Below are 20,216 nucleotides of genomic sequence, written 5' to 3' on the forward strand. Positions count from 1 at the left end.
GCGCAGAGCGCCAGAAGCTAGCTCCATCAACCAAACTCAAAATCCATCTGAGCCGTCGGCGGCCCGACAAAATCACCTTCCACATAATCCACGCCGGCACTGAACAGCAAACTCATCGTCGACGCATCAGCCACAAATTCGGCGATGGTCAAAATGCCAGCAGACTGCGCCTTGGTAGTGATTTCCTGGGTCTTCTCCAACTGCTCCTTGGCAAGCGTGGGGTCAGCAGTGAACGCGCTGTCCAGCTTGAGGAAGCCCGGCTGGAAGTGCGCCAGCAGCTGGAACGAATCCAGCCCCGAACCAAACTGCTCCAGGCCGACCTTGCATCCCAGCGCGGTGACATCAGTCAGGAACTGCTGCGCATTGCGCAGATGGGTAAACACCTTGGCCTCGGGAATCTGCAGCCACAGCTGCGCGCCTTCCACGCCTTCGGCCTGCAGGCCGTTGCGGATCACCGTCAGCAGTTCAGGGTCGGAGAACGATTCCGGGGTGATGCGTACCATCAGGTGCGTGCGATGGCCGGCACGGCGGCGCTCGCCCAGCGCGCGGATGGCGTTGGCCACCACCCAGCGGTTGATTGGCGCCAGCAGCTCGTGTTCCTGCGCAATCGGCAGGAAGGTGGCCGGGCCAATCATTTCGCCGTTGTTTTCCATCTGCAGCGAGGTGTCGTACAGCTGGATTGGTTCGCCCATCAGGTTCAACACGGGGCGGAAACGCAGATGGAAGCCATCGCCGGCCATCGCCTCGCGGATGCGTTGCACCCAGCTCTGGATACGTTCTTCCTCGACGCGGTCAGCCGCGCCCGGGTCGAATACCTTGAAGGTATTGCCGCCGAGTTCAATGGCGGCGCGCGCGCAGTCATTGGCGCGATTCAGGACCTGGCCGACGCTGGCAATCTTCTCGCCTACCTGCACGCCGCCGATGCTGACGGTGACGGTTGCCGAGCGTTCGCCGATGCTGAATATCGACGAGGCAAAGGCGCTGCGCACCCGTTCGGCCATCTGCGACGTGTGTGCGTAGTCGCCGTCGGTGAGCAGGGCGAAGTTGTGTTCGCCAAAACGCGCCAGCTGCGCGTCCTCGCCAATGGCCTGGGCCAGCTTCTGGCCGAGTGCGGCAATCAGCGCATCGGCCGAATCCAGGCCGATATCAGGTAGCAGGCGCGCGTAGTGATCCGGTTCGACCAGCAGGAAGCCGTACTGGCCATCGCTGCGGCCAACCTGGGCGACGGCTTTCTCCAGCTGCACCATGAAGGTCGGGCGGTTGAGCAGGCCGGTGACCTGGTCACGCTGGCGCAGGGCTTCCACTTCGCGTGCCAGCTCCGGATCGAACTCTTCGCGGCGGCGGAACACGATCTGGAAGCAGCTCTCATCTTCATAGGTGGCGGCGGTGAACTCCATCGTCGCCGGGAACGTGTCGCCGTCCTGGTTGCGTGCATGCACTTCGTACTGCGGTGGCGGCGCTTCGCCCTTGCTCAGGGACTTGAGCAGCTGCTTGAAGTTCTCCACATGCTGCGGCGCCACCATGTCCAGCAGCGAGATGCCTTCCACGTCCTCGAACGACTCGAATCCGAACATGTCCAGATAGGCTTCGTTGGCGCGGATGTGCATGCCTTCATGGATGTAGGCAATGGGATCGCGTGAGGACGAGATCAGTGCATCGCAGCGGCGCTCGGTCTCGCGCATCTGCGCTTCGATCCGGCGCAGGCCGCGACGCGCCTGCAGGTCGGTCCATTCGGTCTGCACCACCGACAACAGGTGGTCCGGTTGCTGGCGCAGCGCGATGGCGCGGATGCCATTGGCTGCCGAGTCGAGCAGCATCTGTGCGTCGATGCTGTCGGTCAGCAGGATCATCGGGATGTCCTTGCCGCTGGCCGCGACCTGCTGGGTCAGCAGCAACTGCGGGATGACGTAAGAGTTGGCCGCCAGCACCAGATCGATGGGCTGGCTCAGCGCCTGGCTCAGCTCGTCCGGGCTTTGCGGCCGCGACGGGCGTACTGCGATACCGCTGTTGCGCAAGGTGCTGACGATGGCCTCGGCGTTTTCGGCACTGTCGTCAACGATCAGCAAGCGCAAGGTGATGTCTTTGGCGTTCTGCATTCAGGACTCCCGGGGGACGGGGTTTAATACACGATGCACGGCGCTGGCGTCTATGCGCAGATCGCTTGCCTGTGACGTACATACGTGAGTGTAGTCTCAAGGCAGGCTTCAAGACGTCGTCGCCATCGGCCGCAGCGCATATCAGCAGATGCGGCACTCAACCGTGTGGCGGGCATCATGCTTCGATGGATCCGCTTGCTGAATCCGCTTACACGGCCATGCCGGCGGCGCGGCCGGAGGCCCAGGCCCATTGGAAGTTGTAGCCGCCCAGCCAGCCGGTCACGTCCAGTACCTCGCCGACAAAGTGCAGGCCGGGCACCAGCTGCGACTCCATCGTCGATGAAGACACCTTGCGCGTATCCACGCCGCCCAAGGTGACCTCGGCGGTGCGGTAGCCCTCGGTGCCGCTGGCCACCAGCGGGAAGTCGGACAACAGGCTGGCGGCGGCCTTCAGTTCGGGCTCGTCCATCTGCCGCATCGGCTTGTCCTTCAGCCATTGCTCGCACAGGCGCAGGGCCAGCCGCCGCGGCATCACCTCCGACAACACAGTGCGTAGCTCGGAGGCGCCGCGCTCGCGCTTCATCTGTCGCAGCCATTCAGCTGCATCGTGATCGGGCAGCAGGTCCAGTCGCAGGTCATTGCCGGGCTGCCAGTACGAGGAGATCTGCAGGATCGCCGGGCCGCTGACGCCGCGGTGGGTGATCAGCATGGAGTTGCGGAAGCTTTGGCCGTTGCAGCGGGCCTCCACCGGCAGGGCAACGCCGCTGAGCTCGGCAAAGCGCTCCTGGTGGGTGCCGCTGAGGGTCAGCGGGACCAGGCCGGCGCGGGTCGGCAGCAGCTCATGGCCGAAGTTGCGCGCCACCTCGTAGCCGAAGCCGCTGGCGCCCATGCTGGGGATCGACAGGCCGCCTGTTGCGATCACCATCGAGGCGCTGTGGAACTGGCCCTGCGCGGTACGCACATGGAAGCCATCGGCACCACGCTCAATTTGCTGCACGCCGCAGTCGGTGCGGATCTGCACGCCTGCATCGGAACACTCGTCCAGCAGCATCTTTACGATCTGCTTGGACGAGATATCGCAGAACAGCTGGCCCAGCTCTTTCTCGTGATAGGCGATGCCGTGGCGCTCGACCATCTCGATGAAATCGGCCGGCGTATAGCGCGCCAGTGCCGATTTGCAGAAATGCGGGTTGTTAGAAATGAAGTTCGCTGCGGTGGTGCCGGTATTGGTGAAGTTGCAGCGGCCACCGCCGGACATCAGGATCTTCTTGCCAACCTTGTTGGCATGATCGATCACCTGCACGATACGGCCGCGCTGGCCGGCGGTCAGCGCACACATCAGCCCGGCCGCGCCGGCGCCGATCACCAGTACGTCGCAGCGGATTAGCTTGTCTGCCACTACTGCTTACTCCGCCGGGCGCTTGCGCCAGACCGGGATCACGTCCAGCTGGATCTGATCATTGAGGATCTGCACCTCGCCATCCTGGATCAGCACGCTGAAGCGCATTGCCCGCTGCACCAGTTCACCCCAGCGTTCGACAAACGCGGACGGCAGATCGACCACCGACAGGTTGTTGAAGCGGGTCAGGTGCTTGCTCTGCTTCTGCCACCAGATGTCAGAGGCATTGCCGCCGTAGTTGACGATCTGCACGCGGCGGCTGCGGTTGCAGGCCTTGCGCACGCGAGACTCGTCCGGGTGGCCCAGGTCGATCCACTGTTCGATATCGCCGGTGTAGTCCAGCTGCCACAGGTCCGGCTCGTCCTCGCTGCTCAGGCCTTTGCCGAACTCCAGCCGGTCCTCGGCATTGAGGGCGAAGGCGAGCAGGCGCACCATCAGGCGCTCGTCGGTTTCGGAGGGATGCTGGGCCAGGGTCAGGTTGTGGGTCGCGTAGTAGCCGCGGTCCATGTCGCTGATCTGCAGCTCGGCCTTGCGGATGGTGGCGGTGAGGGCCATGGGAATACCGGGTACAAAGACCGCCCATCATAATGCCTGGCCCCGCAACGGACCCGTCTCAACGTGCCTGATCATGATCTGCCCAGCCGTCTGCAACTCGCGCCAGGCCCGTGGGCCAGCCTGTTGGAAGGTTTGTGCGCACGCTTTCCGGCGATAAGCCAGGCGCAATGGCTGGACCGGTTTGCGCGCGGGCGGGTGTTGGGCAGCGACGGCGAGCCGCTATTGCCGACGCAGCCGTGGCGGGCAGGGCAGGAGATCCAGTACTTCCGCGAGGTCGCCGACGAGCCGGAAGTGCCGTTCGCCGAGCAGATCCTGCATCAGGACGAGCATCTGCTGGTGGCCGACAAGCCGCATTTCCTGCCGGTCACCCCGGCTGGCAGGTTCGTGCGGCAGACTCTGCTTGCGCGTCTGATCGCCAGCACTGGCAATCGCGAGCTGGTGCCGCTGCACCGGATTGATCGCGGCACCGCCGGCTTGGTCTTGTTCTCCTGTAACCCGGATACGCGTGCTTCGTATCAACGGCTATTCGCCGAGCGACGCATCGACAAGGGCTACGAGGCCTTGGCCCCGGCCTTGCCAGCGCTGGAATTCCCGCTGCTGCGCAGTAGTCGCATTGGCCGTGGCGAGCCGTTCTTCCGCATGGCTGAGCTGGCGGGCGAGGCCAATGCGCTGAGCCGGGTGGATGTCATCGAGCGGCGTGGTGATGTCTGGTGCTATGCGCTGGAGCCTGTGAGTGGGCGCAAGCACCAGCTGCGCGTGCATATGGCGGCGCTGGGAGCGCCGATCATCGGCGACGATTTCTACCCGCAGGTGCTGGAGCGTGCTCCGGATGACTATCAGCAGCCATTGCGGCTGTTGGCGCGGCGCTTGGCCTTCGTGGATCCGCTCAATGGCATGCAGCGGGAATTCCGTAGTGCACGTGAGCTTCTGTGAGTTTCAGCGCCGCTGCGCCAGCCAGCGGTCCAGCTGTGCCGCAAAAGCCTGGCGGTCGCGTGCGTGCAGGGTGGCCGGGCCGCCGGTCTGAATGCCGGCTCCGCGCAGTTCTTCCATGAAGTTGCGCACCGACAGCCGCTCGGCAATGGTGTTCGCGGTATAGAGCTCGCCGCGCGGGTTCAGTGCGACGGCCTTTTTCTCCAGCACGCGTGCTGCCAGTGGAATGTCCTGGGTGACGACCAGATCACCCGCGTTGACCCGCTCAGCGATCGCGTCGTCGGCAACATCGGGCCCGCCCGGTACCTGCATGGCACGGATGAAGTGTGAGGGTGGGGTGCGCAGCCATTGGTTGGCGACCAGCACGGTTTCAACCTTGGCCCGTTCGGCGGCACGGAACAGGATTTCCTTGATCACCACGGGGCAGGCATCGGCATCGACCCAGATCTGGGTGGCCGAACGGGTGGCGGAAACGGCGTCTTCAGGGCTCATGCTGCGCAGTCTATTGGATTTGCCGACTTTGCTGTTACCGGGCTATCGCCAAAAATTTGACTAATTTCAGCAACTTAATAGCCGAACTGAACCGCATTGAATTTCTGAATGCGGTAAATATCGCTTTTTGGAACAAAGCCGCGTATCGTCCATCCCACTGTGCTTGCAAGGGTCACCGTGAATCGTGGCCTGATGCAGTTGATCTTCTTGATCGGCTCATCGATCCGCTTTACCAACGCCTGCAACTCAGTCTCGGCCCCGATACCCGGTGGCCGCGATTATTTCAACTTATGTTTCAGGAGTTAGTACATGTCTGATCGTCAGACCGGCACTGTCAAGTGGTTCAACGACGCTAAGGGCTTCGGCTTCATCACCCCGGAAAGCGGCCCGGACCTGTTCGTGCATTTCCGCGCCATCCAGGGCAACGGCTTCAAGTCGCTGCAGGAAGGCCAGAAGGTGACTTTCGTCGCCGTGCAGGGCCAGAAGGGTATGCAGGCTGACCAGGTGCAGGCGGTCTAATCGACCCCTTGCTACCGTAAGGTTGCTTGGAACGCCGGAAGCGAAAGCTTCCGGCGTTTTTGTTTGTGTTTTCTTCAGCGCGACGTCGTAGCGGAGTGATGCTGGGTTCTGCTGGCCTTGGTTAGGATGCGCTTTCGATTTCGATTGCACGGAGCCGGTGATGATCACGGTGCACCACCTGGAACAATCGCGTTCGCAGCGCGTGCTGTGGATGCTGGAAGAGCTTGGCCTGGACTACGAGCTGGTCAGCTACAAGCGTGACCCCAAGACCTGGCTGGCACCGGCGGAACTGCGCAAGGTGCATCCGCTGGGCAAGTCGCCGGTACTGCAGGACGACACGCTGATCCTGGCTGAATCCGGGGCCATCCTCGAATACCTGGCCGACCGTTACGACCTGCAGCGCAGCCTGTCGCCGCAGCCTCTGCCAGTGGAGGCGCCAGAGCGCCTGCAATATCACTATTGGATGCACTACGCCGAAGGCTCGGCGATGCCACCGCTGGTGATGAGCCTGGTGTTCGCGAAAGTACGCAAGGCGCCATTGCCATTTTTCGCCAAGCCGATTGCCCACAGCATCGTCGACAAGGTGATGAAGAGTTTCATCAGCCCGCAGCTGCGTCTGCACCTGAACTGGATGGAGCAGACCCTGACCAAATCCACCTGGTTCGCCGGTGAGCGCTTCAGTGCGGCCGATATCCAGATGAGTTTCCCTATCCAGGCGGCGGCAGTCCGCGCCGGCCCCATGACCGACTACCCGAAACTGCAGGCTTTCCTGGCACGTATCGCCGAGCGACCTGCCTATCAGCAGGCCGAGCAGCGTGGCGGTGCCTTGGATCTTATTGGCGGCACTCGCTGAGTACGGCGGGCCGAGCTTGCAGCAGCGGCCGCCAGCCCCCACGTTGAGACGATGAACGACACGCCCCCGCAATTTGATAACCGCTTCCAGCGCGAGCTGCCCGGCGACCCCGAAACCGGCGCGCGCCGCCGCGAGGTAGTGGGCGCCGCATGGTCAGCAGTAATGCCGACGCCGGTTGCCGCGCCACGCTTGTTGGCGCATTCGGCCGAGGTCGCAGACCTGCTTGGCTTTGACGCAGCAACCGTTGCCAGCCCGGAATTTGCCGAGGTATTCGGTGGCAACGCCTTGTTTGCGGGCATGCAGCCGTGGGCGGCCAACTACGGTGGCCATCAGTTTGGCAACTGGGCCGGGCAGCTCGGCGATGGCCGCGCCATCTCCTTGGGCGAGTTGCTGGCTGACGGCAAGCGCTGGGAGCTGCAGCTCAAAGGTGCTGGTCCGACCCCGTACTCGCGCGGAGCCGATGGGCGTGCGGTGCTGCGTTCTTCACTGCGCGAGTTCCTGTGCTCCGAGGCCATGCATCATCTCGGCGTGCCTACCACCCGTGCATTGAGCCTGGTCGGCACCGGCGATGCGGTGATGCGCGACATGTTCTACGACGGCCATCCGCAGGCCGAGCCTGGCGCCGTGGTGTGCCGGGTTGCGCCTTCGTTCATCCGCTTCGGCACATTTGAGCTGCCGTCGGCGCGCGGCGATGTCGCGCTGCTGCGGCAGTTGGTCGATTTCTGCATCGCCCGTGATTACCCCGAGCTGCAGGGCAATGGCGAGGCGCTGTATGCCGACTGGTTTGCGCAGGTCTGCACGCGTACCGCGGTGATGGTGGCGCAGTGGATGCGGGTCGGTTTCGTACACGGCGTGATGAATACCGACAACATGTCCATTCTCGGTTTGACCCTGGACTACGGCCCTTATGGCTGGGTCGAGAACTACGATCCGGACTGGACGCCGAACACCACCGACGCGCAGGGTCGCCGCTACCGCTTTGGCACGCAGATGCAGGTGGCGTATTGGAATCTGGTGCGGCTGGCGCAGGCGCTGTCGCCGTTGTTTGCCGAGGTGGCGCCGTTGCAGGCGGGATTGGATGGCTTCCGTGAACGCTATGAAGCCGAAGAACGTGGCAACTTGGTCGCCAAGCTAGGCCTGGGCGAATTCCGCGACGGCGACGCCGATCTCATGACGCAGTTCCAGCAGCTGCTGCAGGAAGGCGAAATGGACATGACGCTGGCGTTCCGCGCTTTGGCGACCATTGATATCGACGCGCCGGAGATCACGCCGCTGGAGGAGGCGTTCTACTCGCCGACCGCCCGCGAACAGGTGTTGCCGACGCTGACCGAGTGGCTGCAGCGCTACGCGGCACGCGTGCGTGCCGCAGGGCAGCCGCCGCAGCAGCGCTGTGATGTCATGCAGGCCGCAAATCCCAAGTACGTGCTGCGCAACTGGCTGGCCCAGCAGGCCATCGACCGTGCCGAACAAGGCGATCTGGCCGGAATCACGGACTTGCTGGACGTGATGCGGCATCCTTACGACGAACAACCCGGGCGCGAGGCATTTGCCGACAAGCGTCCGGAATGGGCGCGCAACCGCGCCGGCTGCTCGATGCTGTCGTGCAGCTCCTGAGCACCTCTCCACGAATGACTGATATGACTTCCTCTGCCTACCCCGAATGGTCGCGCCCGATCCGCGACATCGCCGACTTCCCCAAGCCCGGCATCCTGTTCAAGGACATCATCCCGCTGCTGGGTGATGGCACCTGCTTCCGTGCCGCTGTCCAGGCCATGGCCGAGCCGTGGCGTGACGCCGGCTTGCATGCGGTGCTGGGCGTGGAGGCACGCGGCTTCATTCTTGGTACCGCGCTGGCCTTGGAGCTGGGTGTGGGTTTCGTGCCGGTGCGCAAGCCGGGCAAGTTGCCGGGCGCGACGCTGAAGCAGGAATATGCGCTGGAGTACGGCACCGATCGCATCGAAGTCAGCGTCGGCGCAACCCCGCCGGGCGCGCGGGTGCTGCTGGTCGATGACGTACTGGCTACGGGCGGCACCTTGCTTGCTGCCCTGCAGCTGGCTGCGCAGCTTGAGGCGCAGGTTGTCGGCGGCGCGGTACTGGTCGAGCTGGATGGCTTGGGTGGCCGTGAGCGCTGGCCGGATGGTTTGCCGCTGACCGCTACACTGGTTTACTGAGTACCTGATCCACCCCCAATCTGCGGAGTTCCGAATGCCGACGTTGAGTGAGCTGCTGTCTTCCTTCGATGGTGAACAAGGGCTGCTGCTCCCTGACAGTTGGCGCCAGGGGCGTACTGCTTACGGCGGCGTGCTCAGTGCGCTGGGTGTGGCTGCGGCGATGCAGAGCCATGCAGAACAACTGCCGCCACTGCGCTCGATGCAGGTGACCTTCATCGGCCCTGCGGCTGGCCTGCTGCGCTTCGTGCCGGCGGTGCTGCGTGAGGGCAAGTCGGTGGTGAACGTCGGTGTGGATGTGTACTCCGACGACGCCTTGGCGGCGCGCTTGTCGCTGGTGTTCGGCCGCGCCCGCGAAAGCGCGATCGCGCATGATTTCGCGGGCGAGATGCCGGCCAAGGGGCCCGCCGCGTACCGTGATTTCGATATGGCGGCGATGCCTTTCGCACCGGCCTTTACCCAGAACTTCCAGATGCGTCCTGCCGGTGGTGCGATGCCGGTGTCCGCTGCGGAAGTGCCGGAGCTGCTGACCTGGATCCGCCATCGCGATGCCGGCCAGGTTGATCCGGCAGTGGCCTTGATCGCGATGGGCGATGCGATGCCGCCGGCAGCATTCACCAGCTTCAGTGCGCCTGCGCCGATCAGCTCCATCACCTGGAACGTAGAGCTGCTTGAGTCTGTACCGCAGGGCGAATGGTTCCTGCTGCGTTCCTTCAGCCAACACGCGCGTGATGGCTATTCGTCGCAGGACATGCAGGTCTGGGATGAGCAGGGTCGGGTGGTGATGCGCGGCCGCCAGAGCGTGGCGGTGTTTGCCTGATGCGCGCCGCGCGGTGGCTGGGTGGATTGGCGTTGCTGCTGGCGATGCTCGGCTGGAGCGCCTGGTTCGTCATCTGTAATGTGTATGAATTCTCGCCGGCCTTGGACCCGGTGGCGTTTGCCTGTGGCTGGCTGTTGAGTGTGGTGTTGCACTGGCGCGTATTTCGACGTGTTGCCTGGCCGTTGTTTGCTATGGCGATCTGCATTGGCGTGTACCTGCTGCTGATCCATCGCGGCATGGGCGAGACCGCCGCACTGGCGCTGTTTGTTGCGGCCAGCGTAGCGGTTGTTGCTGCGGCATTCCGGGCGACGCTGCGCGCTCGCGCTGCCTGAAGCAGGCTCAGCGGGTCAGCCGGATTTCCCCTTCGCTCAGCGCCTGCCGCAGGAATGCCAGCACTGCGGGGCCGCTTTCTCGGTCGGCGCGTGCATAGCCTTCGGCGGTGCCGCCGACCGGGATGTAAGGGCCGGTGTCGCTGCGGGAGGTGGTGGGTTGCAGGAAGGGTGTGATCAGGTGGCCGGCGTCCGAGTAATAGAGCAGTACGTCGGGCTGCGGTTCGCTGCGCTTCTGCAGGCGCTGCATCGCCAGCGCCGCCATCTCGCCGGAGACACCGAGCTGATCGTCACCGCCTGCGACCAGTAACAGTGGACCGTTGATGCGTTCGATCGGCAGCATCGCCTGCTCCAGTGCCGCTGCATGCGGACCGGGCTGATTCCAGTTCAGTTGTTCCACATAGGGCAGGAAGGGCAGGTCGCGGCCGCCAACACTCAAAGCGGGCTCATCAACCGCGCGGAAATCCGCAGGCGGCACATCACGGCGGATGCCACGGAACGGCGCGGGACTGCCCACCCACGACACCGCCGCCTGCAGGCGTGGATCATGCGCCGCAGCTGCCATTGCTACGATGCCGCCCCAAGACCCGCCCATCGCGCCGACCTTGCCGGCAAAGGGCTGGGTGCGCAGCCAATCGACCGTGCTGCTGACCGGATCGATCGGTACGCGGATCAGATCCTTGGGCAGTCCGGGCATCCGGTAATAGGCAACAGCCACGGCGACGAAACCGTTGGACGCTAACCAGGCGGCATACAGATTCGCGGTATCGATGCCGCCTTCGGCGCCGCCCAGGGTGATCACGACAGGATGTCGGCGGCCATCGTCCAGGGCTCCTGCAGGGTGATAGAGATTTCCCACCACGCCGTGCAGTTGCAATGGCGTGGCAATGACGTCCGCCGCGTTGATCCGCCGTAGCAATGTCTGTTCACCGATCCGTTTGCCATCGACGAAGGCCTCCAATTGCATCGTTGCTGGCGCATGGCGCAGGCCGTCGGCTTCATTGCGCATGGGCAGTGGCGTGGGTCGGCCCTTGCCCGATTCCGGCCGCATCGACCAGAACAATCCCATCGCATCGACACCCGCGTAGCTGCCGGCCTCGGCGCCAGCAGTGGCGGTATCGGCGATGCCGTTGTGATCGGCACGGTAGTTGGCGTGTGCAAGCCAGCGGTTGCCGCTGCTGTCCTGCATGGAGAGCTGCAGTTTCACCGCTTGGCTTGGCAGCAGGCCGGCAACACTGATCTGCACTGGTTGATCGGCTGGACCGTCCACGGGATGTACGCGTAGTTCGGCGGCAAGGGCGAGGGAGCTGCAGCCGAGCAGCAGCGGAAGCAGGAGATGCTTGAGCATGGGTGTGGTGAGCGAGGAGCGGCCTGCGATGTTGCCGCTGCCGCGACTGCGCCGGAACATGTTGATGCCGCCAATGGCGCAGGCCGTGCCGGGCTTGGCATGAACCGTGCGCGATCAGTTGCGCTGATGCATCTTTGCTTCAAATGCCTCGCGATGAATCCGGCTCAGCGGCAGCTGGGTGCCATCGAGCAATTCCAGCGTCGCATCACCATTGCGGCGTGGGAGCAGGCTGCGAACCCTTGCGCAATTGACGATAACCGCGCGCTGCACCTGCACGAAGCCGGCCGGCGCCAGCTGCTCGGCGAGGCGGCCGATGCTCTCACGCAACAGGTGCACCTGCTTGCCGACATGCAGGCAGGCATAGTGGCCGGCGCTATCGATGTAGTCGATGTCGGTCGGTGATACGTAGTCACTGCGGCTGCCATTGCGGATGCACAACGGTGCCAAAGGGTTGATGACGTCGCGCGCGAGGTGTCGCCGCAGGCGATCCAACGCCACTGCGAGCCGGTTGCCATCCAGTGGCTTGGGAAGATAGTCGATTGCGCCAAGCTCGTAGGAAGCCAGCGCGTGCTCGGCGTGGGCGGTGGTGAAGATGACGGCTGGCGCAGGCGTCGGTAGGCTGCGCGCCAGTTGCAGGCCATCTTCATCGGGCAGCTGGATGTCCAGCAGCAACAGCTCGACCGGTTCCTTAGCCAGTAGCAAACGAGCTTGGGCGATGCTGGGTGCTTCACCGACTATCTGGATATCCGCATGCGCGCCCAGCAGGTGGCGCAGCTTTTCGCGGGCCAGTGCGACGTCGTCGATCAGCAGGGTGCGGATCATGCGGTGGGCTCGCTGCTGGCAAGCGGTAGCCGGATGCTGACCTGGAAGTGCGCACCGTCGCGTTGCGCGTGCAGCGTGGCATGCTCGCCGTAGATTGCCTGCAGGCGTTCGCGGCTGGCTTGTAGGCCAATCCCCATGCCGGCGGCCGCGTCGCCAAGCGGGTTGCGGATCTGCAGCTGAAGCAGATCATCGCGCGATTCGAACTGCAGGCTGATCGTGGCGTCGTCCGTGTCCGAGGTGCTGGCGAAGCGCACGGCGTTCTCGATCAATGGCTGCAACAGCAGGCTGGGCACGCGCGCATCCCATGCATCGGCGCTGGCCTGCAGTTGCACCTGCACCGGCTGTTGCTGCAGGAGTCGCTGCAGTTCGATGAAGGTCATCGCCTGCGCCACTTCCTCGCGCAGGGCGACGAAGGGTTCGCTCTGCAGCAGGTTGCGTAACAACTCACCCAGCTGCGCCAAGGCAGCGTCAGCGCGCTCGGCATCGCGATAGCCAAGTGCGCCGATGGCGTTGAGTGCGTTGAACAGGAAATGGTGATTCAGGCGTGCTCGCAACGCTTGCTCGCGCGCCTGCGCCAGCAGCTCGCCACGGCGGCGATAGCGTCGGATATAGGTCAACGCTTGGCCGATGCCGATGACAGCAACATAGGTTGGGAGCGCGAACAGGCTGGTGGCGATAACCGCATGCAGCCAGTTGTCGGGCAGCGTGCGTGGCAGCGCCAGTTGCGAGAGGCAGTACCCAAACAGCCAGCCAATCAGCGACAGCGCAGGAATGATGCAGATGCCGGCGGCCAGCAGCTTGCCCGCCGCTTTGACGTCGCTGCCCATGCCTAGCGGCCAGCGCGCGCACAGCTGCCATAGCCACGGTGTCGCCAGCAGCCACAGGCTGTGGATGCCAAGCAGGAACAGCAGGGAACGCATCAGCTCGACAGGAGCCAGACTACCGGCTGCGGGTCCGGTCAGTTGCACCGCTGGCAAGGTGACCAAGGTCAGCAGCAGCCAACCCGAACACACCGCACGCCACGGAAATTCCGTGGCATGCGTATCACCCGCAATGCTGGACGAGCTGGAGTCGGGCAGGGATGACATGTGCGTGTTCAAGCGCCGGGCTGGGCCGGCGCCCGCTTACATCTTGCGAACGCGGAAACGCTTGCCCTTGATCTTGCCGGCTTCCAGGCGTGCCAATGCCTTGCCAACCTGCTCACGGGCGATGGCTACGTAGGAGCGGGTGGGAAAGATGTCGATCTTGCCGATCGCCTTGGCCGACAGCCCGGCATCGCCAGTCAGTGCACCGAGGATGTCGCCAGCACGCAGCTTGTCGGTCTTTCCGCCATCGATGCGCAGGGTGGTCATCGCCGCCTGCGGCAGCTCTGCCGGACGCGCGGTTGCCAGCGGGGTCTTCTGCCAGTTCAGCGGCTTGCCCTGCTGCGCTTCCAGTGCATCGGCACGGCTGCGCTCGCGGCCTGCAACCAGGCTCAGCGACAGACCATTGCGCCCGGCACGGCCAGTACGGCCAACGCGGTGCTGATAGGTGTCGATGTCGGTCGGCAGCTCGTAGTTGACCACCGCAGCCAGGTCTTCCACGTCCAGACCGCGCGCAGCCACGTCACTGGCGACCAGCACGTTGCAGCTGCGGTTGGAGAACTGCATCAACACTTCATCGCGGTCGCGCTGTTCCATGTCACCGTGCAGGGCCAGCGCCGAGAAGCCGAACTGACGCAGCGAGTTGGCGACTTCGTCGACGTCCTTGCGGGTGTTACAGAAGACCACGGCCGATTCCGGCGTGTACTTCAGCAGCAAGCCACCGAGTGCCTTCTGACGGTTGGCCGGCTCGGTTTCGAAGAACAGCTGCTGGATGGCCGGTGCTTCGGCCTGGCCATCGATGGTCACTTCGACCGGCTCGTTGAGCAGGGCGCGCGCCAGTTCGCGGATCGCCTCCGGGAAGGTGGCCGAGAACAGCAGGCTCTGGCGTTCCTTGTGGGTGCGGCCGGCGATCTCGCGGATCGGCTCTTCGAAACCCATGTCGAGCATGCGGTCGGCTTCGTCCAGCACGAAGGTGCGGACCTGGCCCAGGTTTAGCGCGCGCTTGCGCGCCAGTTCCTGCACGCGGCCGGGAGTGCCGACCACGACCTGCGGGTCATGCGCTTCCAATGAGACCAGCTGCGGGCCCAGCGGCATGCCGCCGGTGAGGATTAGCAGTTTCAGGTTGGGGATGCCGGTAGCCAGCTTGCGCAGCTGTTTGCCGACCTGGTCGGCCAGTTCGCGGGTAGGGCACAGCACCAGCGCCTGGGTGCGGCTGATCGACAGGTCGAGCCGGTTAAGCAGGCCCAGGCCGAAGGCGGCGGTCTTGCCGCTGCCGGTCGGGGCCTGCGCGATTACGTCGCGGCCTTCCAGGATCGGCGGCAGGGCCAGCGCCTGTACCGGCGTCATCGAGGTATAGCCCAGCGCGTCGATGCCAGGAGCGAGTGCCGGCGACAGCGGCAGGGTAGAGAAGTCAGTCATGCCATATTTTCGCAGAAGCCGGGCGACGGCGCTTGCCATCCTGAATGGGTAACACCGCCTGCTTCATCTAGCGCCTGCGGGACAGGCTCAACCCTTGCGATTGTTGGTGACGGGCTTGCTCTTGGGCGTGACGGTCTTGGCCCCGGATGGGCGCTGGTAAACGAAGGGATAGGGCACGGCAGGTGTTTCCGGCAAGCCCGCGCGCCATTGGTCGAGCGCTGCAGCTACGGTCTTGCCGTTCTTGAACTGCGGTTCGGAGGGGAGCTCACCTTGCTCCTTCTCGCGGCGCCGCACACTGCCTGCGGCCAGTGTGTAGGCGTGGGCGAAGTCATTGGTGGCGTTCAAGGCCTCAACCAGGAAGGCGCGGCCAAACCAGGTGGCGCTATCGGTATTGCCGCAGCCAAAGGATGGACGGTCCTTGCGCGCGGCGGTGATCACCATGCGCTGCGGAGACATCAGTGCCGGTACGAAGGCGCCCGAGAAACAGGCCGAGACCACGATCACCGCATTGCCGATCTGGGCTTGATCCAGCATCCGCGCGAGCTGTGCCGGTGCCAGATAGTCTTCCTGGTCGCGGCCGGTGTGCAGGTAGACGCTGTTGTCATGCAGGCCGTGGCTGGTCAGGTAGAGGAACAGCACATCTTCATTCGGGTCCAGCTTCTGCCCGAGTCCGTTCAGCGCGTGACGGATGCTGTCGGCGGTAGCAAGCACCTGCTGTACGCCGCCATTGCCTAGCGCCGGACGATTGACCAGGCTGATCATGCGGCCTTCGGCACCCCAGCGTTTGGCCGATAGCTCCCGCAAGTAGGCCACCTCATTGGAGAACACATCTTCATCGACATCGCCAGCCACGCCCAGTACGTAGACATCGGGCACGCCGGGGCGCTGGGCGGGTAGGCCTGCCAATGCAGCGTCCAGCATGGTGAGCTGGCTGCCTTCAAGCTTGGGCGTGGTTGCCTGTCGCTCTGTTTTTTCCGCCGCACCAGCGAATGCAGGCCAAGCCACACAGGCCGCCAGCAATACGCTTGCGATGGCTTTGATCAGCCGAGGAGGGGAATGCTGCGAGCTGCGTTGGGCTGCCATTGCCGTTATCCATGACGGTGGTTATGGCGGCAAGGTCATACCGACCGAGCTGCATCCAGTGGCTGCCTGCAGGCCGCCTTGATGGCTATGGTGCCGGAGTTGAAGCCTGGATGCGTAGTAGTCGGCTTGCGGATGTCTGCAGCGCGCGCTGCGACAGGGTAAATGCCGTCAGGGCAATTCCCTGTCGTTCGGATTGATGCTCAGTCCTCCTGCAATGACCAGCCATAGGCCAGTGCGGACTTCTTCCTGAGGTTTTCAAGCTGCTCGGCAGCATTGATTGCGCTGTTGGCGCGGTAGACAAGGTCTTCCAGCCTGCACAGGATGCTGGCCTGCTCATCATCGTCCGGCACCACTTCGACGATCCTGTCGACAAGCTGATGCATCTCCAGCAGCTTCTGTTTGCGCTCGTATTCGCCAAGCGAGGTTGCGTCCTGCACGACTTGCTGCGCCAGAACATCGAAGTGATCCCGCAATTTCTCGTAGTCCATACAGCACCTGCTGCGATGGCGGACAGCCAAGAGTCTGTAATGGTGCTGTCGGGAACGCCCTTACATCAATGAGGGATACACCTTACTGAGGCTAGGATTTATCTGACAAGGCCGTATGTCGAAGAGGGCTGGAAGGTTGTTCTGGGGCGCTTGAATCGCCAACCAGGCGTGCGCCGATATCGACGTGAGGGTCGCGTGGATGGGCTGATCTTGGGCGGCTTGTCTGATCGACCAAGATCGATGCTGTCTTACGGTGTGATCGCGTAGATGTAGAAGTCGTTGTCCCGCGCCCACCCGAGACCCTCATAGAGTCTTTGCGCTGGAACGTTGTCCTTTGCGGTCTGCAGCTCAATGCGTCCAGCGCCAAGTTCCTTTGCAACAGAAACGGCAGCAACCATCAGTTTTCTGGCTACACCCAGGCGGCGAGCGTCTGGAGATACAAACAGGTCGTAGAGAACGTAGCTCTTCGTAGCTCCAACGGAATCGAACAGCGGATAGAGTTGGGTGAAACCGAGAAGATGGCCTTCGGAACCAGCGGCAACCAGGATCAGGGAAGATCCCTCCCGCAGGCGGGCACCAATGAACTCGCGGGCCAGACCGGGATCGAAAGGTTGGTCATAGAACTGTCGGTATTGATCAAAGAGCGAGGCGACGGGCTCAATGTCAGCAGCAGTGGCTGGGCGAACGGAAATTCCCATTTTCTATTTCCTTGCGATTGATCCCAGGGGCTTCGAGCAGGGCTGATGTGGTTGGACTGGGTTGGTGACACAGCTGCTGCATAGCAATCGGACGATCATCAACATGAAGCAAGATCACTTCATGACGCGGCGCAATCCAGATTCCACCGGACTGTAGGTGTTGTAGACCATCGTCGATGGAGAGGGGCATTGGCTATGCCTGGTCATGGAGTGCCTGAGGTAACATCCCCATTCCACACCATAGGGGGTGACCAATGAAGTATGTGATTGCGGCACTATTGGCTGTTCTGCTTTGCACGGGAGCTTCACGTCTAGACAGGCTGCTTCTGCGAAACAAGGAGCCTGCGCTTGTCATGGACTCAAACAGGACGCCGGATGATTTCATTGGCTGCTTCAACCCCAAGTTGTACGAACTTCTTCCTTCCATCCAGACGGTTAGGGATGGTGATTCAACAATTCTCGTCGCTTCGACACTAGGAAATCCAACTGTCGCGGTAGAGATTTCGCCCAATGGCACGGGATCAAGGGTTACCTATCGACCTAGATTCAATATGGTGGGCTACGGAAAGTACAAAGAAGCCGTTGAATCTTGCCGCTAGTTAACAGCGCACAATAATGTCTGCCCCGCCTAGTGCGGGGCTCTTTACTGGGCGGGGCGTGACGCTTAAAGCGGGTCAGGACGCGCAGGTCACCATTGCGACGGACGTGAGTAGGCACGTCAGCGGCATGTACAGCGACAAAGACCGAACGCTAAGCAGCTTCTCCTTTCTTGCCACTGCCTTCCGGGTCATCTCAGGCTTTACGGGCATGGAGTGGCAGGATGGCTACCTTCGGATTTGGAAGTCCGCGGCACAGCTGGTCCTCTGCCACACCTGCGGTTTTGGAGATACGGTGATGTGGTGGGGCGCCAACGTGGGGGCCGCCAACTCGACCTAGGCCTGGGCGAGGGCGCGCGGTGCTACATCCTGGTAGACGCCCAAGGTCAACCGCTTTTCCTTGCCGTCGATCCGGTACTTCAGGACCAGTACCGGCTGTCCTTAGGGGAAGTCTCCATGTCCACCGCCGTCGAACTACTGCTGCGTGCGACTGGTGGGCTTGGCCTTCCGGATGGCCATATCGGTCAGTGGGGGCATGTGATTCGTCACTGGGGGCAGATGCCCCAAAATATGCCCCGACCGTCTCATGGCCTGCAGCGCAACGGCGCGGACTGCGACGGAAACAAAAAAGGCCGGAAACCCGTGTTGCTATTGGGTTTCCGGCCTGATCGGGACCTTGACGGCCCAACTAATGGTGGAGGTGGGCGGAATTGAACCGCCGTCCGAAGGCACTCCATCCCCGGCACTACATGCTTAGCTCACCGTTGGGTCTCGTCCTGTGGCAGTACGGTGTGCAAAGCGCACCCCAGGACCAGCCTGTTTTGGTTAAGCCATGACTGACAGGCAGCCGTCACAGCCGGTTCCGTGATAATGACCCTACATCCACGAGCACGGGCACAAGTGGGTTCGGGGCTTACGCCTTAAGCGGCGAGAGCGTAGTTGTCGTCGTTGGCAACTAGAGTTTTGCAGCTGGATTTACGAGGAAAGCTACCCCCTCGGCATGCGCCAAGCGACTTCACAACCCCCGTCGAAACCAGTGCACCCCCGGTTTAACGTTGATTTGTAACGACTTTTGGGTGAAACGTGACGAAAAGCTGCCAAAAGTCTCGCTGACGGGGTGGATGCTACACCGAAAAGCCTGAACAGTCACTTGCGGCGGCGCTACCTTGTCGAATCTCCTTCCTCAGGCGCGCGTAGTTCCTTAGCATGAACAGGGACAAGGACAAGGACAAGGACAAGGGACCCATGGAAATATCTCAGCAAGCTAAGGCCAGAATGGTAGACCTGCTACGGCCAATGCTGGCGAAGGCAATGGTTGATACCGATGGAGATCTTGACTTTGATTTCTATGAAGAATGCCAAGCCCTAGAGCGCATCCCGCCAGGGAAAGTTCAGAACCAGCTCAACGCTATGGCTGGTGAGCAACCCATCTCGCAGATTCTTTTTGACCAGATCGAACGCGAAATTGGAGAACGTTCGAGTGCAGAAGAGGAGGTGCCGCTTACCTCGCTCCCCGGTTTTGAAGATCCTGAGGCTGCAGCTGTTCGCTTGATTGAATCGCTAGCCAGTCTTCCGCGCTCGTACACGCTGACGGTGAGAATGCCAACGCAGCTGGGGATCCTTTTTGAAGACGACTCTGATGTCCTGGAATTGGCAGAGGGAGTTGTTCTTCGCCAGCTCGCTGGCACTAAGGATCACATTCGAGAGAGCGAACGTCGATTTGACCCGGAAGGCCCAGTTCTGGTGCAAGAAGTAGTAAAGGCGGCAAGACGACCGTCAAGGGATGTAGTGCTGGACATCGAACTCACGGGGTACGCCACGAGGTTCAATATGACTCCCGTAGTTGCAGATGCCCTAGAGGAGGCTCAAGCATTTGTTGGTAGCTTGGTGGCGCATCGACTTCTTCATGTCTCACCATTGGGGCAATTGTTTGAGACTGAGAGAGATCATAGTTTTCTTGTGACAGAGCGAAATGCTGGGGTGGAGCGTCTCGTGATGAAGGGCCGTCAAAGCATCGATTTCGCTCGACGATTTGCGGGTGGGGCGCGGTTGGCCAATCTGCGGCGAACGGATCGCTCTGATGATCGAGCGGAGGTGCGCGCTGACGCAGTTCGCCTAGCGAAGATGTTGGACAAGGAAAATGGTCATAGGCGACACGCGGGTTTAGTCCTTGGGGCGAAATGGCTCTTAGACAGCTACTTAGGGAATGATCGGATTCTCAGCTATGTTCAGGCCACGGTAGCGTTGGAGACGCTTTTAGGAGATAAGGCTGAAAGCGATGTAGTCGGTATCGGAGCTCTTCTGGCCAATCGTTGCGCCTATATGCTTGCAACCTCGGTTGTGGAGCGGCGTGAATTGCTGAGTTCAATCAAGGAGATCTACGACGTGCGATCAAAAATCGTGCATCAGGGTCAGAGCCGACTTGCAGCGTCTCAGCAGTATCGACTTAACCAGCTCCGAAGAATATGTGGTCGTGTAATTGAGCATGAGACAAAACTGATCGGGCCGTGATACGTCTG

General features: G+C 62.3%; 19 protein-coding genes and 1 other RNA gene. 8 read left to right on the forward strand and 12 right to left on the reverse strand.

Annotated features, from left to right (window positions below; genetic code table 11):
- Positions 1-26: 26 nt before the first annotated feature.
- The 3 genes from ACVOLR_RS04630 to ACVOLR_RS04640 all read right to left on the reverse strand — a co-directional run bounded on the left by ACVOLR_RS04630 (position 27) and on the right by ACVOLR_RS04640 (position 4,050).
- Positions 27-2,096, reverse strand: coding sequence for an EAL domain-containing response regulator (locus ACVOLR_RS04630; RefSeq protein ID WP_481535386.1), 2,070 nt, complete (start codon positions 2,094-2,096; stop codon positions 27-29).
- A gap of 208 nt (positions 2,097-2,304) precedes the next feature.
- The gene (locus ACVOLR_RS04635; protein ID WP_481535387.1) at positions 2,305-3,495 is read right to left on the reverse strand and encodes a BaiN/RdsA family NAD(P)/FAD-dependent oxidoreductase; all 1,191 of its coding nucleotides are present in this window, start codon (positions 3,493-3,495) and stop codon (positions 2,305-2,307) included.
- A gap of 6 nt (positions 3,496-3,501) precedes the next feature.
- A complete protein-coding gene (locus ACVOLR_RS04640; RefSeq protein WP_481508481.1) occupies positions 3,502-4,050 on the reverse strand; it encodes a YaeQ family protein in 549 nt (182 codons plus the stop codon).
- Positions 4,051-4,113: 63 nt separating this feature from the next.
- Here ACVOLR_RS04640 and ACVOLR_RS04645 point away from each other — a divergent pair, with 63 nt between their 5' ends.
- Positions 4,114-4,983: a pseudouridine synthase gene (locus ACVOLR_RS04645; RefSeq protein WP_481535388.1), complete on the forward strand. Its 870-nt coding sequence runs from the start codon at positions 4,114-4,116 to the stop codon at positions 4,981-4,983.
- Between the two features lie 3 nt (positions 4,984-4,986).
- On the opposite strand, the gene ACVOLR_RS04650 is transcribed toward ACVOLR_RS04645, so the two are convergent.
- The gene (locus ACVOLR_RS04650) at positions 4,987-5,472 is read right to left on the reverse strand and encodes a YaiI/YqxD family protein (protein ID WP_481535389.1); all 486 of its coding nucleotides are present in this window, start codon (positions 5,470-5,472) and stop codon (positions 4,987-4,989) included.
- A gap of 309 nt (positions 5,473-5,781) precedes the next feature.
- Here ACVOLR_RS04650 and ACVOLR_RS04655 point away from each other — a divergent pair, with 309 nt between their 5' ends.
- The 6 genes from ACVOLR_RS04655 (at position 5,782) to ACVOLR_RS04680 (ending at position 10,164) form a co-directional block, all read left to right on the forward strand.
- A complete protein-coding gene (locus ACVOLR_RS04655; RefSeq protein ID WP_054659637.1) occupies positions 5,782-5,991 on the forward strand; it encodes a cold-shock protein in 210 nt (69 codons plus the stop codon).
- A 160-nt stretch (positions 5,992-6,151) separates the two neighbouring features.
- Positions 6,152-6,844 (forward strand): glutathione S-transferase family protein, encoded by a 693-nt coding sequence (locus tag ACVOLR_RS04660; RefSeq protein ID WP_481535390.1) that lies wholly within the window; start codon positions 6,152-6,154, stop codon positions 6,842-6,844.
- A gap of 51 nt (positions 6,845-6,895) precedes the next feature.
- Positions 6,896-8,458 carry a protein adenylyltransferase SelO gene (locus ACVOLR_RS04665; protein WP_481535391.1) on the forward strand — a complete coding sequence of 521 codons (1,563 nt, stop codon included), beginning with the start codon at positions 6,896-6,898 and terminating at the stop codon, positions 8,456-8,458.
- Between the two features lie 14 nt (positions 8,459-8,472).
- On the forward strand, positions 8,473-9,015 hold the full coding sequence (locus ACVOLR_RS04670; RefSeq protein ID WP_481535392.1) for an adenine phosphoribosyltransferase: 543 nt from the start codon (positions 8,473-8,475) through the stop codon (positions 9,013-9,015).
- Between the two features lie 34 nt (positions 9,016-9,049).
- A complete protein-coding gene (locus ACVOLR_RS04675; protein WP_481535393.1) occupies positions 9,050-9,832 on the forward strand; it encodes a thioesterase family protein in 783 nt (260 codons plus the stop codon).
- Complete coding sequence (locus tag ACVOLR_RS04680; protein ID WP_481535394.1) at positions 9,832-10,164, forward strand: hypothetical protein; 333 nt, start codon at positions 9,832-9,834, stop codon at positions 10,162-10,164. Before ACVOLR_RS04675 ends, ACVOLR_RS04680 begins: the two co-directional genes overlap by 1 nt.
- A gap of 7 nt (positions 10,165-10,171) precedes the next feature.
- Here the strand turns inward: ACVOLR_RS04680 and ACVOLR_RS04685 are convergent, their stop codons facing one another.
- The 8 genes from ACVOLR_RS04685 to ssrA all read right to left on the reverse strand — a co-directional run bounded on the left by ACVOLR_RS04685 (position 10,172) and on the right by ssrA (position 18,743).
- Entirely contained in the window at positions 10,172-11,569 is a 1,398-nt protein-coding gene (locus ACVOLR_RS04685; protein WP_481535395.1) for an acyl-CoA thioesterase/bile acid-CoA:amino acid N-acyltransferase family protein, read from the reverse strand.
- A 54-nt stretch (positions 11,570-11,623) separates the two neighbouring features.
- Complete coding sequence (locus tag ACVOLR_RS04690; protein WP_481535396.1) at positions 11,624-12,331, reverse strand: LytR/AlgR family response regulator transcription factor; 708 nt, start codon at positions 12,329-12,331, stop codon at positions 11,624-11,626.
- Positions 12,328-13,419 (reverse strand): sensor histidine kinase, encoded by a 1,092-nt coding sequence (locus tag ACVOLR_RS04695; RefSeq protein ID WP_481535397.1) that lies wholly within the window; start codon positions 13,417-13,419, stop codon positions 12,328-12,330. The genes ACVOLR_RS04690 and ACVOLR_RS04695 overlap by 4 nt, the downstream gene beginning before the upstream one ends.
- A 36-nt stretch (positions 13,420-13,455) precedes the next feature.
- Positions 13,456-14,832, reverse strand: coding sequence for an ATP-dependent RNA helicase DbpA (dbpA, locus tag ACVOLR_RS04700; RefSeq protein WP_481535398.1), 1,377 nt, complete (start codon positions 14,830-14,832; stop codon positions 13,456-13,458).
- Positions 14,833-14,919: 87 nt separating this feature from the next.
- Complete coding sequence (locus ACVOLR_RS04705; protein WP_481535399.1) at positions 14,920-15,915, reverse strand: C13 family peptidase; 996 nt, start codon at positions 15,913-15,915, stop codon at positions 14,920-14,922.
- A 200-nt stretch (positions 15,916-16,115) separates the two neighbouring features.
- Complete coding sequence (locus ACVOLR_RS04710) at positions 16,116-16,403, reverse strand: hypothetical protein (protein ID WP_481535400.1); 288 nt, start codon at positions 16,401-16,403, stop codon at positions 16,116-16,118.
- Between the two features lie 248 nt (positions 16,404-16,651).
- On the reverse strand, positions 16,652-17,101 hold the full coding sequence (locus ACVOLR_RS04715; protein ID WP_481535401.1) for an N-acetyltransferase family protein: 450 nt from the start codon (positions 17,099-17,101) through the stop codon (positions 16,652-16,654).
- Between the two features lie 1,288 nt (positions 17,102-18,389).
- Positions 18,390-18,743: a transfer-messenger RNA gene (ssrA, locus tag ACVOLR_RS04720) on the reverse strand.
- 160 nt (positions 18,744-18,903) lie between these two features.
- Between ssrA and ACVOLR_RS04725 the strand changes: the two genes are divergently transcribed.
- Positions 18,904-20,208 carry a hypothetical protein gene (locus tag ACVOLR_RS04725; RefSeq protein ID WP_481535402.1) on the forward strand — a complete coding sequence of 435 codons (1,305 nt, stop codon included), beginning with the start codon at positions 18,904-18,906 and terminating at the stop codon, positions 20,206-20,208.
- The last annotated feature ends 8 nt before the right edge of the window (positions 20,209-20,216 follow it).

Source organism: Stenotrophomonas sp. STEN030, assembly GCF_056759995.1.

Excerpts from the sequence above, each read along its gene's own strand:
- ACVOLR_RS04630 (WP_481535386.1), bottom strand. The coding sequence starts at position 2,096 with ATGCAGAACGCCAAAGACATCACCTTGCGCTTGCTGATCGTTGACGAC.
- ACVOLR_RS04640 (WP_481508481.1), bottom strand. The coding sequence starts at position 4,050 with ATGGCCCTCACCGCCACCATCCGCAAGGCCGAGCTGCAGATCAGCGAC.
- ACVOLR_RS04650 (WP_481535389.1), bottom strand. The coding sequence starts at position 5,472 with ATGAGCCCTGAAGACGCCGTTTCCGCCACCCGTTCGGCCACCCAGATC.
- ACVOLR_RS04655 (WP_054659637.1), top strand. The coding sequence starts at position 5,782 with ATGTCTGATCGTCAGACCGGCACTGTCAAGTGGTTCAACGACGCTAAG.
- ACVOLR_RS04660 (WP_481535390.1), top strand. The coding sequence starts at position 6,152 with ATGATCACGGTGCACCACCTGGAACAATCGCGTTCGCAGCGCGTGCTG.
- ACVOLR_RS04665 (WP_481535391.1), top strand. The coding sequence starts at position 6,896 with ATGAACGACACGCCCCCGCAATTTGATAACCGCTTCCAGCGCGAGCTG.
- ACVOLR_RS04670 (WP_481535392.1), top strand. The coding sequence starts at position 8,473 with ATGACTGATATGACTTCCTCTGCCTACCCCGAATGGTCGCGCCCGATC.
- ACVOLR_RS04675 (WP_481535393.1), top strand. The coding sequence starts at position 9,050 with ATGCCGACGTTGAGTGAGCTGCTGTCTTCCTTCGATGGTGAACAAGGG.
- ACVOLR_RS04680 (WP_481535394.1), top strand. The coding sequence starts at position 9,832 with ATGCGCGCCGCGCGGTGGCTGGGTGGATTGGCGTTGCTGCTGGCGATG.
- ACVOLR_RS04685 (WP_481535395.1), bottom strand. The coding sequence starts at position 11,569 with ATGTTCCGGCGCAGTCGCGGCAGCGGCAACATCGCAGGCCGCTCCTCG.
- ACVOLR_RS04690 (WP_481535396.1), bottom strand. The coding sequence starts at position 12,331 with ATGATCCGCACCCTGCTGATCGACGACGTCGCACTGGCCCGCGAAAAG.
- ACVOLR_RS04695 (WP_481535397.1), bottom strand. The coding sequence starts at position 13,419 with ATGTCATCCCTGCCCGACTCCAGCTCGTCCAGCATTGCGGGTGATACG.
- dbpA (WP_481535398.1), bottom strand. The coding sequence starts at position 14,832 with ATGACTGACTTCTCTACCCTGCCGCTGTCGCCGGCACTCGCTCCTGGC.
- ACVOLR_RS04705 (WP_481535399.1), bottom strand. The coding sequence starts at position 15,915 with ATGGCAGCCCAACGCAGCTCGCAGCATTCCCCTCCTCGGCTGATCAAA.
- ACVOLR_RS04710 (WP_481535400.1), bottom strand. The coding sequence starts at position 16,403 with ATGGACTACGAGAAATTGCGGGATCACTTCGATGTTCTGGCGCAGCAA.
- ACVOLR_RS04715 (WP_481535401.1), bottom strand. The coding sequence starts at position 17,101 with ATGGGAATTTCCGTTCGCCCAGCCACTGCTGCTGACATTGAGCCCGTC.
- ACVOLR_RS04725 (WP_481535402.1), top strand. The coding sequence starts at position 18,904 with ATGAACAGGGACAAGGACAAGGACAAGGACAAGGGACCCATGGAAATA.